Genomic DNA, 15,003 nt, shown 5'->3' on the forward strand with positions numbered 1-15,003 from the left:
TGCTGAGGTTCCGCAACGCACGAGGCTCCTGCGCCGTTGAGAGAGGTTCGACATCTCACCTCAGTAGCACAGGAGCCTCGTTGGTTCCCTATCCTGCCGTGCCCGACCTGCCGCACGCCCTGGTCGAGCGGGTATCCATGCTCATCGTCGCCCGTGAGGGTGACCGGCGCTGCAAGCTCCCGCCGCACCAGCGTGCCCTCGTCGGCCTGGTCGGTCTTCGCCGCCACGACCCGCTCGCGCAGATCGCCGCCGGCTTCGGCATATCCGTCGGCACCGCCCACGCCTACGTCAAAGCAGTCGTCCAGCACCTGTCCCGCAAGGCGCCCGGACTGCTGCGGGTCCTGCGCGAGACCGGGTCTGATCACGTCCTGCTCGACGGGACCCTCGCCACGTGCGACCGCGTCGGCGACACCCGGGCCGACTTCTCGCAGAAGCACCGCCTTCACGTCAGATCCTGGCAGATCCTCCGTCGGGCCCGCTGCAGCCCCCACCGGATGACCGTCATCGCCGCAGCCGTCCTCACCCTGGAACGTCAACGCTGAGGAATCTCATTGCCGTTCCAGGGTGAGGACGGATTGGCAATCGCCGTCATCCAGCTGAGAACCGTCTCACGACCAGACGAGTCGACCTTCGGTGAACCGACAGACCGGGGAGCTTCCATCGGCGATCCTCATCAGCGTCTCCGCCACGGAGTCGAAATACTTGGCCATCGATTCGTACTCGCCCGTAATCGTGGGGGCACCCACGAACCAGCTGCCGACGCGCCCGTCGCGCACATCGATGAACTTTCCCATCCAGCCGTCCTGGTCCGACAGGAACGGGATCCACTCGTTACGCCAGAACGGGTAGTCCGGCTGGTCCGGAGGATCGAATCCACAGGACGTGGAGCGGTTCGCGTAGAGCCTCTCCATCGCCCGGATGCCCAGAAAAAAGCTTCCCTCGTCGGGGAACCCGTCGAAGCCGCAGCATGCCACTTCGTCGTCGACGTCTTCCTCCGGCAGATCCAGATTGTTCCGCAACAGCCACGTCCGCAGGTCCCCATGCAGGGAGATCCCCATCCGTTCCTCGGCTGCCGCGAGCATCTCCTCCGTAGCGGGCCCTGGCAGATCCGCGTGATCGGCCGGCGCATGCTCCCGAAGAAGACTCATCACACGCGACCAACTCTCAGTCACACTCATCGCCCTCTGCCCTCTGTCCTCTCTGCAGGGATCTCTCCGTCCGACTACACCACTGCGGAGGTGGGGAAGTACCGGCCGGAGAACCTTGCAGGGATGGTACTTCGAGCGTGTGTTCCACCCCTCCCTACAAGCGTCTTCCGCCCCGAAGCGGGGGTCGGGCCCTCGGCGAAGTGACCGCCCGCGACCTTTCACAGACAACCCACCGTGCCCGGCGGGCCCAGCCGAGGAGTTTCCAGGAATCATGCGAGGGCCACTGCGTCACCCTGGGGTGGCGAAGCTGAAAACGCTCAGCGAGCACTAACCGGACGGACACATCCGGTCAACTGACCAGCCGTTCGAAGAGACACGCTCTACCCGACAAGGCCTACTCGTCCCGCGCGATCCGGGCCCTGCTCCGCCAACGAGGGATCCGGGCCGTGTTCCCTCAGCCCTCCGACCCTGCCGCCAAGCGCAAGAGGAAAGGCCGGTCCGACGGCCGCCCGACGCCCGACGGCCGACGGGCATACAAGCAGCGCAACCCCGTCGAGCGGTGCGTCGACAAGCTCAAGCAGTGGCGCGGCCTCGTCACTCGATGCGGCAAGACCGCCACCATCTGCCTCGCCGGACTCCACATCGCCGCCATCTTCATCTGAACGGCAAGACGATCCTTCGATGGGCTCCACTGTGCATTCCCGTCGTTCCCGTACGCGTGTCATTGCCGACTTCGCACACGAACGGTTCTTAAGCTGCCTTCTCCAGGCAGGGGCGGCAACGACGGAGGACAGGACGCCAGGAATCGACCGCGAGCACCTCACCAGAAAACTGACGTTCTGGCTGCGTCCCACCTTCGTGCTGCGCGTGATCAACCGATTCCAGAAGCTCGTGGGCTTTGACCGCTCGATGGCTCTGGCGTCGAGCGCGCTGACCGCGCTGGTCCCACTCGCCGTGCTGAGCGGTGCCCTGCTCGGCAGCGAGGCCGCCGACCGGATCATCAACCGCTACGGCCTCACCGGGGAAGGAGCCGAGGCCGTCAGGTCCGTGTTCTCCGCCGGGGACACGAGTACCAGCGCCGGCCTCTTCGGCATCGCGTTTCTGGCCATTTCGACGCTGAGCTTCTCCCGCGCCGCGCAGCGGCTTATTGAACAGACCTGGGAACTGAAACCGCTCAGCGTGCGAAACACGCGCAATGGCCTCTGGTGGATCCTCTCCCTCAGTTTCTACGCGGGGGTCATCGGGTGGCTCTATGTGATCCTCGACGTGGGGCGGCTAGGGCTGCTGGCCGCTGTGTGCGAGGTACCGGTAACCGCGGCATTCCTCCTGTGGAGCGGCCGGATTCTCTCGGCGAAGCGACTCACCTGGCCGACCTTGCTCCCGTTCGCGATCACCGCAGCTGCCCTGACCGCGGCCTACTCGGTGGGGGCGACCGTCTACCTTCCCCGCTTGTTCAACTCCTACGTATCCCGCTACGGTGCTGCCGGTGCGGTGTTCGGCATGATCACGACCCTTTTCGGCATCATGCTCGTCACCGTCACTTCGGCGGCGATCGGGCGAGAAGTCGGAGACGAACTGGTTCGGATCCGACAAGGCCGGCGCACTTCCGAGGACGAGGTCAGACGCCAATGGAACAGCATTGTCGAGCAGACACGTTCGCGCTGGCGCAGAGTACGCAAGCAACCCTCCTGAGCGGGCCTTGCTTTCCCTCCGTCAGGATCGGCCGCAGGTTGCATTTCCGGACCCGTCTGCACGGCTCTGCCTGGGGCGACGGCAGACGGGATCAGAGGACCCATCGTCCCGCCTCACCGGCCGGCACCCGCGTACGGCCCTCCTCCGTCCCGGATCCTGAGCGCTCCCGCCGGAGGCATCGCCTTGAGTCGCACCCGCGTACCGCCTCGGTCATCTCGTGGGTACGGAACTCCATTCCGAACTCGAACCATGCGTAGTCCGCTGCCGTCTTCGTCATGCCGCCCGTCCTCCGAGTAGAAGGAGGCGGTCAAGAGGTGGCAGGACTCGAGTACGGGAGACGGCCGAGGAGGAGTACGGCCCGTTTCGGACGGTGGCGGTCAGCCGCCCTGACGGGGGCGGCGGCGAGGCTTGCGAGTGCCGCTGCGGGTGGGCCGGACCGTGTCTCGTCCGGCGTCGGGAGCGGCGCCCGCCGAGGAGAAGAGGCTCGGGATGCCTGGGCCGACGGGAGCCGGGACCTGGGTGGCCGGCTTGGCGGCAGCGGGCCGGTCGGGGGGTGTGGCGCGGGCGATGATGCGGGCGTGCGGGATCAGCGGCGCGCACGTCTCGCACACTTCCTCGACGATCCAGACCTGTCCGATGACGGGGTCGTGGCGCAGGATCATCACCACACGGCCGGCGCAGTGCGTCTTGTGGTCCGTGTGCGCGTCGCAGCGCTCGAAGCGGCAGTGACAGGCGGCGTTGGGCCGGACGGTGGCCGCCTTCGCGTGGGCGGCGGCGTGCTGGGCGGCGAACAGGCGCAGGGCGGCGAGGTCACGCGAGCGGGCCGGCATGCGGCATGTCGCGGTGCAGGTGACGCTTGCCGAGCGGTCGCTGTGGCCGGTGAGCCGGATGGTCCAGGCCCGCCCGGGGACGCGGACGGGAGCGGTGGTTTCGCTGGGGGCGGTGGTCACGCGGAGGTTCCGTTCGTCTGCTGTTCGGTGGTGGGTCGGGTCCACTATGTGCCACCCGCGGGTTGCCGGGGCCATACGTTTTCTTCCCGCGTGGCTGGTTCCCAAGCCCTGGAATCCGGCCTTGTCCCATAGCTCCACTCGGTGGGCGGAGACGGAGGTGCTCCCAGGCGATCCCGGTGTGCGGTACGAACAGGATGCCCTGGAACACCAGCCGATCCGGATGCCGCTTCCGCCCTGGATGACGAACCCGACGCTCCGCCCTCGGCAGGAGCGGCTCGATCACCGCCCAGAGCTCGTCGTCGACCTCCCGCGGCTTCCGCCGAGCCACCCCGCTCCCCCCGGATCAACACGCGGAGGGCCACCCGGAATCGGGGGTTCAGGCTCCTGAGGCCAGACTGCGGCGGGTGCGGTAGAGCAGTTCCAACGCTGTGTTCTCGGCAGCGCGGTCCGCCCCCAGGAGGCGGTTGCAGTGCAGGTGAACGTAGCTGTGGCACAGCTCGGGCAGCGTTTTGCCGAGTTGCCGGCGGCGCCCCAGGTCGGCGAGTCGGTGGGCGGCTTCTGCCAGGTGAGGACGGCGCTGGGCGAGGATGTCGCCGATGAGGCGAGGAGGTGGCCCGCGTAGCAGGTCACAGAATTCCGCCTTGCGGGTGCGGTACTCCGCGCCCGCGAGCCGTCGCTGGGGAGTGTCCCGGTGGTAGAAGCGGAGCCTCTCGGCTTCGCTCAGGCCGAGCCCGGTCAACAGGTCGTCGATGGTGAGCAGGGCCAGGCCCGTCCTGTCGAGCGGGGACTTGCCGGCGTGGTCGAGGGAGAGCAGGTCGAGAACGGCGGAGCTGTCGGCGGAGTACAGCTGTTCGGTGACGTCCATCCCGATGAGGCCGCCGTAGCGTTCGATCTCACGGTCGTAGACGTCGAAGGTGAACCGCGAGAGGTGGCCGTCGGCGAGGAGGGTGCCGGCCCAGTCGCTGACCGCGGGGACGAGCACGGAGGGGTTGCCGCGCAGGCGTAGCCGTAGGTGGGGGTCGGGGTCCGCGTAGCGCAGGAAGACGCGTCGGTCGGAATGGCGGTCCAGCGAGCGGATGAGTTCGCGGATCCCGCCGACGAGCAGGGGTTCCTCTTCCTGCCGGTCGCCGTAGAGCTTGACGAAGGTCCAGTCGCTGCCCGGGGGGCGCAGCCGGTCCGTCCTCGTCACGCGGGCGCCGGCTGTACGGAACGGGACGGAGCGCGGAACAGAGGCGTTGCGGGTCATGGACACCACGAGTTCGACGGTGTGGCGGCCGTTCGGCCCACTGACCCAGGCGTCGTCGAGGCCGGGTACGGCCTCCTGGAGGACCACGCTGCCGCCGGGCCGCAGACGGCTCAGGGCTCGCCGTACTTCGTTGGCGTGGGAACGCGCGGTGATGTCGATGAGGAGCCGGTGGTCCGCTGCCGCGTCGCTGCTCGTGAGGTACGTGTGGCGGGGCACCCGCCACCGGCGGCGCCAGTCGTCGAACGCGGCCGGGAAGCGGTCTGGCCGCCCGGCCATCTCGTGCGCCGCGGCGTGGTCGATGCGCCACTGGGCCAGGTGCAGGATGACGGGGCCGGAGGTGACGCGGGGCAGGTAGGGGAAGTCGCGGGCCGGGCCCCAGTCGAAGCCGATGAGCTGTGCGCTGCCGTCGCGGCTCACCTCGGCGAGGAATTGGCAGACTGCGGGGGCTCGGCTGTGGTTGAGCATGTGTCCTGAGCAGACGCCGACCTCCCGGAGTTCCCCCGTGCCGTCGTCCCAGATCAGTGCGAACCTGCCGTTCGTGACGCGGACCGCGAGTCGGTCGAGGGGGATGTAGCGGGCGGGTCCGTCCTCGGCACTGGTGCGAATGCCGACCTCGTGGTCGCGGATGGCGGGCCGGACGACGACGTTCGCCGAGCGGGTCTTCTCGGGGAGGTAGACCAGTTCGGCCAGAACACGGCCGGTTTCAACGGCTTGTTCGGCGTCGGCGATGTCGGCGAGGGCGGGCACGGCGCCGGTGAGCATGCCGGCGAAGCGGCCGAGGTTGCGTCCTGCGGCTCCGGCGCCGACGTTGGGGCCCACGACCAGGTGGAAGTCGCCGGCGTCGATGGCGGCGGGTGACGGGGCGGAGACCATGGCGTAGAGGTCGAGCGACGCGGGGAGCCGCTCGGGGGCCATGTCCCAGAGGGCGAGTCGGTCGATGGTGTCCTGGTCGAGGTCGATGCTGGTGAGGTGGTCGTGGAGGGCACCGGTGGCGAGGCGGAGGAGGGTGTCGGACCGGGCGGCTTTGGCGGGAACGACCGGAGGGAGGAGGGACGGTGAGCCGAGGCCTGTGACGGGATCGAGGAGTTCGAGGACGGATACGTCGCGGTCGGTGCCGTAGCGGACCTCGAACGCGCTCCTGTACGCGCTGATCTGCGGCAGGCCGAAGGGGAACGGGGTCAGCCTCAGCAGCAGTTCGGCCGCTCGGACCGCTTCGTCGGCCACTTTGCGGGACACCTCGCGGGCCGCCAGGGGTTGGACGGTGTCGACCTGGAGCGGTGTGGCCGTTTCGAAGCCCGTGACACGGCGGGCGTGGTCGGCGAGCGCCGGGAAAGTGGCGGCGCCGGTGCCGGCCGGCTGCCTCTCCCAGTCCTGGATCGCGGCCAGCAGTTCGCCGAGGTCCGCGGCGGCGGTGCCGGCTGCCGGTATCCGGCCGAGGTGTTCGAGGACATGTCCCGCGGGGTCGAGGTGGGTCAGTGGAGGACGGAGGTCCGTCAGGAGGAATGCGTGCCGCCACAGTCGGTACAGCAGATCGTGGACCTTGTCGGAAGTGGCTCCGGGGACGGTTTCCAGGAGGTCGGCGGCGAGGTCGGCGTAGGCCATGGGTGTGCGGGCGAGGGCGAGGGCGCGAGTGACGGCGCCGGTGGCGCGGAGGGTGACGTTCTCTCCGCCGTTCGCCCCGAGGACCGCTTCGACACCGCTCAACGTGATCCGGCCGGCGCGGTGCAGCGCGGCCGGATTGGCGATGACCGTGGTCGCCTCCCGGATCTCGGTTCGCGATTCGAGGTCGGTGACGAAGTGCACGAGGGCGTGCATGTCGACACGGGCGTGGACGTCGGGGGGCTGGTCGGCGAGGCGGACGTCGGTGACCGGGCCCCACCGCCCGAGGGCGACGCCGGCGTTCAGCCCGAAGGGAGTGGGCCGGGTACTGAGGCGAATGAGGTAGCGCAGGAGGCTCGACTCGAGGCGCCGCCGGTCGCGTTCGGTGCGTACCGGCCCCAGCAATGAGGTGGCGAGGGGCAGTGAGGACACGACGACGGCACGCCGCGCGTGTTCGTTGTCCCGGATGCGAGCGGTTGCGGGTGCGCGCATGAGGTCCTCGGCCGCGGGGTAATCCGCGACGGGGAGGATCGGGGTGCGGATCACGAAGTGGTCCAGGCAGCGGTAGAGCCCCGATGCCCGGGGGGCGGCTCGTCGCCGGGTGCCGGGGCCGCTGGAGGCGTCGGCTCTCATGACAGCAGGAAGAACCGGTCCCAGGCGGGTGGTTCGAGGGTGACGGCGGCAAGGAGGGTGAGGGCGACCCCTGCGGCGCCTTCGAGGAGGCCGGACCGGTCCTGGCGGGTGCCGCCAGGCTCGACACTGCGATAGCCGAAGGGCGCCTGCGGCTGGTATTCACTGAGCAGTTGGTCGACCAGGCGGTGCGCGCCGTCGCTGATCTCCTCGTCTCCGGTGTCGACGGCGAATCGCAGGGTGATCTGCAGAAGCCCGGCGATGCCGTGGCAGAAGCCGGGCGAGTCGACGCGCCGCTGGGCGACGGGTCGCCGCAGTACGGCCCGCATGGCCGCAACGGCCGTACGGGTCAGGTCGGGGTCGTCGAGAGCGGTGCCGGCGAGCCAGAGGGCGCGCGCGACACCGGGGCTGCCGTAGCACCAGGCGTCGCGGGCTGCTGAGGGTGCGGTGGAGTCCTCACCGAGCGGGACGACCGACGGGTACGCCCCTCCTTGGGCGTCGTCGACCTGGTGCGAGGCGAGCCAGGACGCCGTGCGGCGGATCGCCTCGGTGTGCCCCGCGCCGATCGGGCCGTCGGCGTGGGCGAGGGCGAGCAGGGCGAGGGGGCCGGTGATGCCGTGGGCGAGACCGCAGTTGGCGACCGCGCTCCGGTACCGGTCGCGGATGCTTTCGTCCGTGATGAGGGCGTGGGGGGTGTGCCAGGCGGGGACCCCGTCGACGGCGCGGGACAGGTCCACGAGCCAGGCGAGCACGGTGTCGAGGGCGCGGTCCCGGGCCGGGCCGGTCGGCCGGGAGTGGAGATACGCGGCCACGCCGGTCCACCCCGACACGAGGTCGAACGTGCCGACGGCGAGGCCTTCCCCGGTGATGTCGGGAAGTCGTCGGGGAATCCGGGCGTACAGGCTGTCGTCGACGTCGCCGAGCAGGCTCCGGTACCTCTGCTCTCCGTGTGCCAGGTACGAGGTGGTGAAAGCCACTCCGGTGAGGCCGGCGAAAAGTCCCAGGGTGCTCACCGGGTTCGACGCGGTGCCGTCGACGGCGTGGCTGAGGTGGCGGTGGGCCACGAGGTCCCAGCCCTCGCCGGGCAGGCACCGGTCGAGGTGTCCGAAGGCGAGGGCGAGGCCGCACGTGCCTTGGGCGGCGCTGTGGGGCGTCCATCGAGGACGTCCCTGGAGCGGCGCCTTCCGGGCCGCTTCCTCGACGCTGCCGGGGTCACGCAGCCGCGAGAGCACGTCCACGGAGACGGCACGCACCGTGGCGACGGTCTGCGGATCGCTGATGATCGGCTGCCATGCGGGCGCGCCCATCAGCCTTCCCGCTGGGGGTGCTCGACGACGCGGCGGATGACATGCTCCCCGGCGACCTTGCGGGTGACCCCGTCGGCCCGGACCTGACTGACTTCCAGGATGTAGTGATCCTCGTAGAGACTGCGGTCGCACTCCGAAGTGCAGGAGCCGCAGGTCTCACAGGTCTCGGTCTCGTTGGGGGTGTCGAACGCGGGACAACTGCCCGCGCAGGTACTGGCACAGCTGTTCGTGCATTCATCACCACAGGTACTGGCACAGCTATGGGTGTCCTGGATGACGAACTTGTCCACTTCCCGCGTCGTCATCTTGACACGGATGTCCAGGTCGAACTGGTCATCGCTGTACACGACGTGTGCTTGCTCGTCGTCCATGGCTCAACCTTCGGCAATCGATCACCGAGCAATGCCCTCACTTCTACGATGGCACCCCCGGTGGAGGTCGCAACCCGGAGCAGCCACACCCCCTCCACTCAGGCTTTCCGACTTCCCGTCCCGACGGAACTCCACCGGTTTCGACGGGGGCCTCGTCCTCCCGCGCGGGGTCCGACTTCATCCGTATCGGCCTGAGCACTCCATCGAGCACGCGGACACCCGCGCTTCAGTAGTTGAAGTGGCAGTCACTTAGCATGTGCCAATCATCAAGAGACTGCCGAACGGTCTGCATCAGGGGGAAGCCCGTGCCCCTGATCAGGAGCTTCAAGCTGTCCGTCGCAGGGGCGGCTGGGACAGCCCTGCTCGCCGGGTGCGCAGGCGCACAGGGGCCGGGGGCCGCGAAGGGGGACGGGGTTTCCGGGACGAGGCTGCCGGTGAAGGTCGGCGCCCGGGACGTGGTTCATGGAGCGGTCGACGAGAAGTCGTACGAGATCCGGCTCGCTGTGAAGAGTCTGGTCCGCGGGTCGGAGAGCGATCTCGACGGGGTACGCGTGGACGGCGGGCTCAAGGGCAGGATCCCGCACTGCCTCCCCTATGAGATCACCGACACGGGCAAGAAGAAGACCCCCTACGCCTACGAGGTGTTCCGCGACATCGCCCTGTCCGGCACCGACTGGATGCCTGGAAAGTAGGTCGCGGGATCCGGCTCCGCCAAGGCCTCGGCACCTTGCGCGGACTCCGCACCGGACGCACTGGCGCCCGGTGACTCCTCCACCTCCTGCGGCACGTACATGCTGCCGAAGGGGGTCGGCGTGATGTCCGTGGTGCACATATTTGGGGCGGGGTTCATCACTCCTGCTTCTCGGGTCACCTCCTGGCCGGTGGCCGGCGGCCTGGCCGGTCTCGAACTGGGCAAGCAGAAGAACCGCGTTCCGCACTACGTGACCATCTCGTACCGCGTTCCGCCGACGGCGACGCACCGGTCGCGGTCGGCTTCGAGGACGCCGACGAGGGCGGCCTTACCGGCTGACGGGCGCGCATCTCCTGAAGGACAGGACCACCGGACATCCGACTGGCGCCGCTGCGAGCTGATGGTTCCGCCTGTCGGCGAGCACGGGGTCGGCGACGGTGCGACGGGCCCGTGGAGGGCCCTGGTCGAGGTGTTTCCTGCCGCGAGGCACCGGCGCTGTTGTGTCCATAAAACCTGTAATGCCACAAACCGCCTTCCGAAGTCCGCACAGCCGGGCGCGACGAAGGCGATGCAGGAGATCGATAACGCCGAGGACCGCGCGCACGCGGAGAAGGCGTTCGAGGCGTTCGCGAAGACCTACGGGACGAAGTGGCCCGAGGCCGTCGCGCAGACCACCGACGACCGGGACGAGCCACCGGCGTTCTACGACTTCCCGGCGGACCACTGGGTGCACCTGCGGACCACGAATCCCATGAGTCGACCTTCTCCACCGTCAAGCTCCGGACCAGGGCCACCCGAGGTGCCGGCAGCCCGGCCGCGGCCCTGCCACGGTGTTCAAGCTCGTCGAGGCCGCCCGGGCTTGCCGGCGGGCGATCACCGGAGCCCACTTGGTCCCGCTCGTCCGGGCCGGGGCCCGGTTCGGGAACGGCCGACTGGTCGAACGCACCGAGACGCAAGCAGCCTGAGTAGACTGCGCCAGCATGATCGAAATGGACGCTCGCTTCGTTGGAATCACCGAGCTGGTCGAGGCCCCCTCCGTGGCGGTCGTGGTCGACGTCATGCGTGCATTCACCGTGGCGGCCTGGGCCTTCGCCCAGGGGGCGGAAAAGATCGTTCTTTCCGAGTCGCTGGACGACGCTCTGGCGCTGAAGACCCGCCACCCGGATTGGGTGGCACTCAAAGACGGTCCGCCCGCAGCAGGGTTCGACCTGGTCAACTCTCCAGGCAAGCTGCGGGCTGCCGACCTCCGCGGACGGACCGTTGTGCAGAAGACCACCGCAGGGACGGTCGGCGCCCTCGCCGTCAAGGACGCACCGCTCGTGCTGTGCGCCAGCTTCGTCGTGGCAGAGGCGACCGCTCGGCTCTTGCGGACACGCAAGAGCAACGGTGTCACATTCGTGGTAACCGGCGAAGACGGACAGGCCGACGAAGATCTGGCGTGCGCTGAATACATCGCCTGCAGGTCGACCGACGCCGAGGCGGATGCTTCGGCATTCCTCCGCCGAGCTGCCAGGTCGCGCGCCGCTGCCGAGCTTGCGCAGGGGGTGCGTCAGGGAGTTCATCCTGACGACGTTGCACTCTGCCTCGAGCTCGACCGGTTTCCCTTCGCCATGGTGGCTTCCTTGGAGGGCTCGCTCATGGTCCTGCGTCCGTGCACCGTACCTGCACAGGTCGACGACCCCGCGATCTGATCGACGAGAGCCGACGTCAGGTGCGGAATGCGGCATCGGCCATGTCTCGACGGTGCCTGGGCGGCGGCAGGGCCCCGGCCCGTGGCGCGGTGGCCCGGCCGGCGACGATGTGCTCGTGCGTGAGGCGGCGGCCCCTCAGCGGCACCCCGGTCAGCGCCCGTGTGCCCTCGGCATCGCCGAACTCCTTCACCGAGTCGGCGTCTTTTCCAGCCGGGCGTCGACCAGTCCGATGGCTATCGACACGGGACGTTCTCGCGCCTCAGCCGTTCACCGGTGTCTCCCGGCAGCGACTGGGCCGTCTGGTCAATGAGTCGGCCGAACCGTGGCAGGCTGTCAGTCGATCTCGTTTCATCGGGGACAGGGCGCCGACCCGTCTCGTCACAGGCGTGGGGCAGGATGGCGTCATGCCACAGCGGATCTTGCCCCCCTCGGAATCCTGGCGTCGGATCGACGCCTGGCTGGCGACCCACGCCGCGTCCGATTTCGCACTGCTCAACCCACCTGCGACACGGGACGACATCCAGCAGGCGGAGCGGCTTCTCGGCACCCCGCTGCCCGGTGACCTAGCTGAGTCTCTGCAATGCCATGACGGGGTGAGCGCCTGGGCGACCTTCCTGCCCGAGCAGTCACCCCTCACGGTGAGCGGCATCGTGGACCATTGGCAGACCTGCATGGATGTCGCGGCGGAGAACGACGGGCTGACCCGTCGCCCCTGGGACGACGAGCCCTGGTGGCACCCTCTCTGGGTTCCCTGGGCCGAGAGCGCCGACGGCGGGGTACAGGTGATCGACCAACGTCCCGGACCGGACGCCGGCCGTGTCGGCTGGGCAGGACACAGCGGTGGTGGCGACTTCACCGATTCCTGGCCTGATCTGGCGAGCGTTCTCCACGCGGTCGCACATGCGCTTCACGAAGGCGGTGACGTGCGCGGGCTGCGGCCCTACCTCACCGCCCGAGGCGGGCTCTGGTGGGACGAAGACGGCTGCGAGGAGCTCCACGGTCACCCGTTGCGGGCGGCACCCATCGGGCTGCCCTGACTGTCAGCCTTGCGGTGCTGCCGCCGAGCCGACACGAACCACGCGACTGCTCCTGCTTCTCGCGAACGTTCCCGATGCCTCTGCCTCGTGGTCGTTCCCGAAACCCACCGACAAGTGCTCTCCGCCGTCACCTGCGCAGCCACGCGTGTTCGGCGGATCAGCCGCGGTCGAGCTGCGGCAGCGACGCGCAGAGGCGCACGGGCAGCTCCGGCAGGACTTTCCGGACGCCTGCGCAACCCTCATCGCCGTTCGTGGCGACCGGCCGCCAACCCGAGGTCTCGGCCCGGTAGAACCAGCGCTGGGAGATCCTCGAGGAGGAGCAGCCGTCGCCGGGGTCACCGCACACCGGCCCCATCCGGGTCGACAGGTCCAGCACCAGCCACGTGTCGTCGCAGCCGCGTTCCTCCCAGCTCGTGTGCTTGGCGATGTCCGTATCGTTGACCGCCTGCCGGTACGAGGACGAGGTGCAGCGCGGGGGCGTGGGGTCGCAGCCGTTCTCACCGCACCGCCGCAGGGCCGGCAGGACGGCACCGGCGGGGGTGTACACGTCCCGGCTGTTCACCATGACCCTGCGGGAGCCCAGGGGCTCCCCCAACTTCACCGTCGCTTCGACCTTCCGCGTCCCGGTGCAGCCGGAGTCCCGGCCCAGGGAACGGGTCTCGTACGTGACCCTCACGTACACCGTGCCGTGCTCGACGGTGTCGAACTCACCGCGCAGGCCGCGCACGCAGTCGCCTGCGCCGTCGGGCACTTCGGCACCGACCACCAGAGACCGGCCGCCGTCGGCGGTACGGACGCCGTCGATGCGGATCGGAGCGGCGAGCGTCCAGGCGGGGGCCGTGGCCCCGCCCGTGGCCTCCTCGGCGGTCTCGGCGGTCTCGGAACCGCAGCCGGCGAGGATCACCAGGGCCGCGCCGAGCACGGCCATCCGTATGCCCCGCTGCCCCATGTCGTGCCCCCCATTCGCCGGAGACCGGCAGCCTAGCGCGCCTCCGAGCCTCCCTCCTCGCGGACGGCCTCCACCGCCTCCCGGACGTCCGGGCACGGGTCGTCGGCGAGAGCCTGGAGCAGGTCGGCGACCCCCGGGGAGGACCAGCGGGCGACCGCCCACACCAGGTCCTCTCGGACGCCGGGATCGGGATGGGAGGCGAGGCGGGTCAGCCGGGCGATCGGGCCACGCCGCCGCATGCCGAACCAATGCAGTGCCTCCCGCAGGACGAGCGGGTCTCCCGGTTCACCGGCCGCCGCGACTCTGGCGAGCAGCGCTTCGGCCGGTGGAGGCGGCCCGTCCAGCGGATGCGGCAGCCGCTCGCGCAGGCGCCGCGACCCGTACTCTCCCCTCACCCGGCACCCGGAGCAGGTGCAGGGGCGAACACCGTGCGCGTCCGGCCAGTACCGCCAGCCCGTCACCTGTGGTGCGGTACGGATCCGGTGCACTTCGCGCGGTCGGATCGCCCTGGGTACGAACACCTCCCACCCCCGCGCGTCGTCCAGCGCGGCGATCCGCCGCACCGCTTCAGCCGCGACGACGGTGGACTGGGCGTCCCGCCTCCGGTCCGTATAGCGCCCGACCAGAACGTGCTGCTCGTCGTCCAGCCGTACGTGGACGGCCACCAGCCCGCCTCGATTGCCGGAACGGGCCAGTTCGCGCAGCCACTGGTGGGTGAGGGTGTACGACGGCAGCACCGGGAAGCAGTACACCCCGCGCACACCGCCTTGTCCCTGACTGACGGCCCGGATCCCGGACCGTCGGATGCGTTGTGCGTTCGCCGCCGACGTCAAGTGCACGAACATGGCCACGACCGGGCATGCTACTCGGCCGACCGGGCGGGAGAGCGGGCGCACACGTCCTCCGGCATCAGAACCGCTGCCATGCGGCGGAGGGAGCGTCGTCATATGCCGGACGGCGTCGTTAATCGGTCGTACTGAACGACGGGTCGGTAAACCCGACGCGGCTGTCAGCAGGACGGCAGCCGCCGCGGCGCTGGAGCGGGACGGGCGGAGGCCCACGCCGAAGCGGCCCGGCGTAGGGCCTGACCTGCTGAACAATCATTCGATCACCGGTATGCGGGGGCACCTGTCCGGATAATGACCGGGAGGATGTGATGGCTCTGCGTATCAGGCACACTCCGAAGCGCAAGCGAGGCGACGATCAGAAGGTAGATCCCACCTCAACTCTTCGAATCGAAAGTGAGTCCCTGTCATGCTGCGCCGATTCGCTGCGGTCTCCGCATCCGCTCTCCTCTGTGTCGCCGGCGCCACCGGTGTCGCGGAAGCCCGGACCGACAGCCTGTACGCGCCCTCCGCCGTCGTGCTGAGCATCGGCAAGGGCGCCGACGCGAGTACGGCCACCGTGCTGCGCGCCGTCACGCTCAGCTGCGCTCCGACCGCCGGCGGAACGCACCCCGCCCCCCAGGCCGCCTGCGCCGAACTCAAGGCCACCTCCCTGAGCGGCTCCTTCGACGGCCTGCTGGCCTCCTCGGACCCGGACCGGATGTGTCCGCAGCACTTCGACCCCGTCACCATCAACGTGGACGGAGTGTGGGAGGGGTCCCGCACGTCGTGGCAGTACACCTTCGCCAACGAGTGCGCCATGGGCGCCACCCTGAACGGCGGGGCGGCCTTCGCGTTCTGACCGGCG

14 protein-coding genes and 2 pseudogenes are annotated in these 15,003 nt (G+C 69.5%); 8 read left to right on the forward strand and 8 right to left on the reverse strand.

What is annotated here, in order from left to right; translation table 11 throughout:
- Positions 1 to 80 precede the first annotated feature (80 nt).
- Entirely contained in the window at positions 81 to 542 is a 462-nt protein-coding gene (locus tag ACFYUZ_RS37170) for a transposase family protein (protein ID WP_389316970.1), read from the forward strand.
- A gap of 66 nt (positions 543 to 608) precedes the next feature.
- On the opposite strand, the gene ACFYUZ_RS37175 is transcribed toward ACFYUZ_RS37170, so the two are convergent.
- Positions 609 to 1,178, reverse strand: a complete 570-nt coding sequence (locus tag ACFYUZ_RS37175) for an SMI1/KNR4 family protein (protein ID WP_389316973.1) — start codon at positions 1,176 to 1,178, stop codon at positions 609 to 611.
- A gap of 416 nt (positions 1,179 to 1,594) precedes the next feature.
- Between ACFYUZ_RS37175 and ACFYUZ_RS37180 the strand changes: the two genes are divergently transcribed.
- Positions 1,595 to 1,810 (forward strand): hypothetical protein, encoded by a 216-nt coding sequence (locus ACFYUZ_RS37180; RefSeq protein ID WP_389316976.1) that lies wholly within the window; start codon positions 1,595 to 1,597, stop codon positions 1,808 to 1,810.
- Positions 1,811 to 1,829: 19 nt separating this feature from the next.
- Positions 1,830 to 2,840 carry a hypothetical protein gene (locus ACFYUZ_RS37185; protein WP_389316979.1) on the forward strand — a complete coding sequence of 337 codons (1,011 nt, stop codon included), beginning with the start codon at positions 1,830 to 1,832 and terminating at the stop codon, positions 2,838 to 2,840.
- A gap of 377 nt (positions 2,841 to 3,217) precedes the next feature.
- Here the strand turns inward: ACFYUZ_RS37185 and ACFYUZ_RS37190 are convergent, their stop codons facing one another.
- The 5 genes and pseudogenes from ACFYUZ_RS37190 to ACFYUZ_RS37210 form a co-directional block, all read right to left on the reverse strand.
- Positions 3,218 to 3,790: a hypothetical protein gene (locus ACFYUZ_RS37190; RefSeq protein ID WP_389316981.1), complete on the reverse strand. Its 573-nt coding sequence runs from the start codon at positions 3,788 to 3,790 to the stop codon at positions 3,218 to 3,220.
- Between the two features lie 154 nt (positions 3,791 to 3,944).
- Positions 3,945 to 4,118 (reverse strand): annotated as a pseudogene (locus tag ACFYUZ_RS37195) (transposase); the annotation flags it as partial.
- Positions 4,119 to 4,166: 48 nt separating this feature from the next.
- Positions 4,167 to 7,268: a lantibiotic dehydratase gene (locus tag ACFYUZ_RS37200; RefSeq protein WP_389316984.1), complete on the reverse strand. Its 3,102-nt coding sequence runs from the start codon at positions 7,266 to 7,268 to the stop codon at positions 4,167 to 4,169.
- Entirely contained in the window at positions 7,265 to 8,572 is a 1,308-nt protein-coding gene (locus ACFYUZ_RS37205; RefSeq protein ID WP_389316987.1) for a lanthionine synthetase C family protein, read from the reverse strand. Before ACFYUZ_RS37205 ends, ACFYUZ_RS37200 begins: the two co-directional genes overlap by 4 nt.
- Positions 8,572 to 8,943, reverse strand: coding sequence for a hypothetical protein (locus tag ACFYUZ_RS37210; protein WP_389316989.1), 372 nt, complete (start codon positions 8,941 to 8,943; stop codon positions 8,572 to 8,574). The genes ACFYUZ_RS37205 and ACFYUZ_RS37210 overlap by 1 nt, the downstream gene beginning before the upstream one ends.
- Before the next feature lie 434 nt (positions 8,944 to 9,377).
- On the opposite strand from ACFYUZ_RS37210, the gene ACFYUZ_RS37215 reads away from it, so the two are divergent.
- The 4 genes and pseudogenes from ACFYUZ_RS37215 (at position 9,378) to ACFYUZ_RS37230 (ending at position 12,362) form a co-directional block, all read left to right on the forward strand.
- A complete protein-coding gene (locus tag ACFYUZ_RS37215) occupies positions 9,378 to 9,635 on the forward strand; it encodes a hypothetical protein (RefSeq protein ID WP_389316992.1) in 258 nt (85 codons plus the stop codon).
- A gap of 399 nt (positions 9,636 to 10,034) precedes the next feature.
- Positions 10,035 to 10,331 (forward strand): annotated as a pseudogene (locus tag ACFYUZ_RS37220) (transposase); the annotation flags it as partial.
- A gap of 292 nt (positions 10,332 to 10,623) precedes the next feature.
- Complete coding sequence (locus tag ACFYUZ_RS37225) at positions 10,624 to 11,325, forward strand: 2-phosphosulfolactate phosphatase (protein WP_389317055.1); 702 nt, start codon at positions 10,624 to 10,626, stop codon at positions 11,323 to 11,325.
- Positions 11,326 to 11,729: 404 nt separating this feature from the next.
- Positions 11,730 to 12,362, forward strand: a complete 633-nt coding sequence (locus tag ACFYUZ_RS37230) for an SMI1/KNR4 family protein (protein ID WP_389316995.1) — start codon at positions 11,730 to 11,732, stop codon at positions 12,360 to 12,362.
- 157 nt (positions 12,363 to 12,519) lie between these two features.
- On the opposite strand, the gene ACFYUZ_RS37235 is transcribed toward ACFYUZ_RS37230, so the two are convergent.
- Positions 12,520 to 13,311 (reverse strand): hypothetical protein, encoded by a 792-nt coding sequence (locus ACFYUZ_RS37235; RefSeq protein ID WP_389316998.1) that lies wholly within the window; start codon positions 13,309 to 13,311, stop codon positions 12,520 to 12,522.
- Between the two features lie 32 nt (positions 13,312 to 13,343).
- Complete coding sequence (locus ACFYUZ_RS37240) at positions 13,344 to 14,156, reverse strand: HEAT repeat domain-containing protein (protein ID WP_389317058.1); 813 nt, start codon at positions 14,154 to 14,156, stop codon at positions 13,344 to 13,346.
- A gap of 409 nt (positions 14,157 to 14,565) precedes the next feature.
- Between ACFYUZ_RS37240 and ACFYUZ_RS37245 the strand changes: the two genes are divergently transcribed.
- A complete protein-coding gene (locus tag ACFYUZ_RS37245) occupies positions 14,566 to 14,997 on the forward strand; it encodes a subtilase-type protease inhibitor (RefSeq protein ID WP_389317001.1) in 432 nt (143 codons plus the stop codon).
- Positions 14,998 to 15,003 lie beyond the last annotated feature (6 nt).

This window comes from Streptomyces sp. NPDC004266 (assembly GCF_042874095.1).
Lineage (GTDB): Bacteria > Actinomycetota > Actinomycetes > Streptomycetales > Streptomycetaceae > Streptomyces.

What these genes read in the sequence shown, in the direction of transcription:
- ACFYUZ_RS37175 (WP_389316973.1), bottom strand. Translation starts at nt 1,178, where the DNA reads ATGAGTGTGACTGAGAGTTGGTCGCGTGTGATGAGTCTTCTTCGGGAG.
- ACFYUZ_RS37240 (WP_389317058.1), bottom strand. Translation starts at nt 14,156, where the DNA reads ATGTTCGTGCACTTGACGTCGGCGGCGAACGCACAACGCATCCGACGG.
- ACFYUZ_RS37200 (WP_389316984.1), bottom strand. Translation starts at nt 7,268, where the DNA reads ATGAGAGCCGACGCCTCCAGCGGCCCCGGCACCCGGCGACGAGCCGCC.
- ACFYUZ_RS37245 (WP_389317001.1), top strand. Translation starts at nt 14,566, where the DNA reads ATGCTGCGCCGATTCGCTGCGGTCTCCGCATCCGCTCTCCTCTGTGTC.
- ACFYUZ_RS37230 (WP_389316995.1), top strand. Translation starts at nt 11,730, where the DNA reads ATGCCACAGCGGATCTTGCCCCCCTCGGAATCCTGGCGTCGGATCGAC.
- ACFYUZ_RS37205 (WP_389316987.1), bottom strand. Translation starts at nt 8,572, where the DNA reads ATGGGCGCGCCCGCATGGCAGCCGATCATCAGCGATCCGCAGACCGTC.
- ACFYUZ_RS37210 (WP_389316989.1), bottom strand. Translation starts at nt 8,943, where the DNA reads ATGGACGACGAGCAAGCACACGTCGTGTACAGCGATGACCAGTTCGAC.
- ACFYUZ_RS37225 (WP_389317055.1), top strand. Translation starts at nt 10,624, where the DNA reads ATGGACGCTCGCTTCGTTGGAATCACCGAGCTGGTCGAGGCCCCCTCC.
- ACFYUZ_RS37185 (WP_389316979.1), top strand. Translation starts at nt 1,830, where the DNA reads ATGGGCTCCACTGTGCATTCCCGTCGTTCCCGTACGCGTGTCATTGCC.
- ACFYUZ_RS37235 (WP_389316998.1), bottom strand. Translation starts at nt 13,311, where the DNA reads ATGGGGCAGCGGGGCATACGGATGGCCGTGCTCGGCGCGGCCCTGGTG.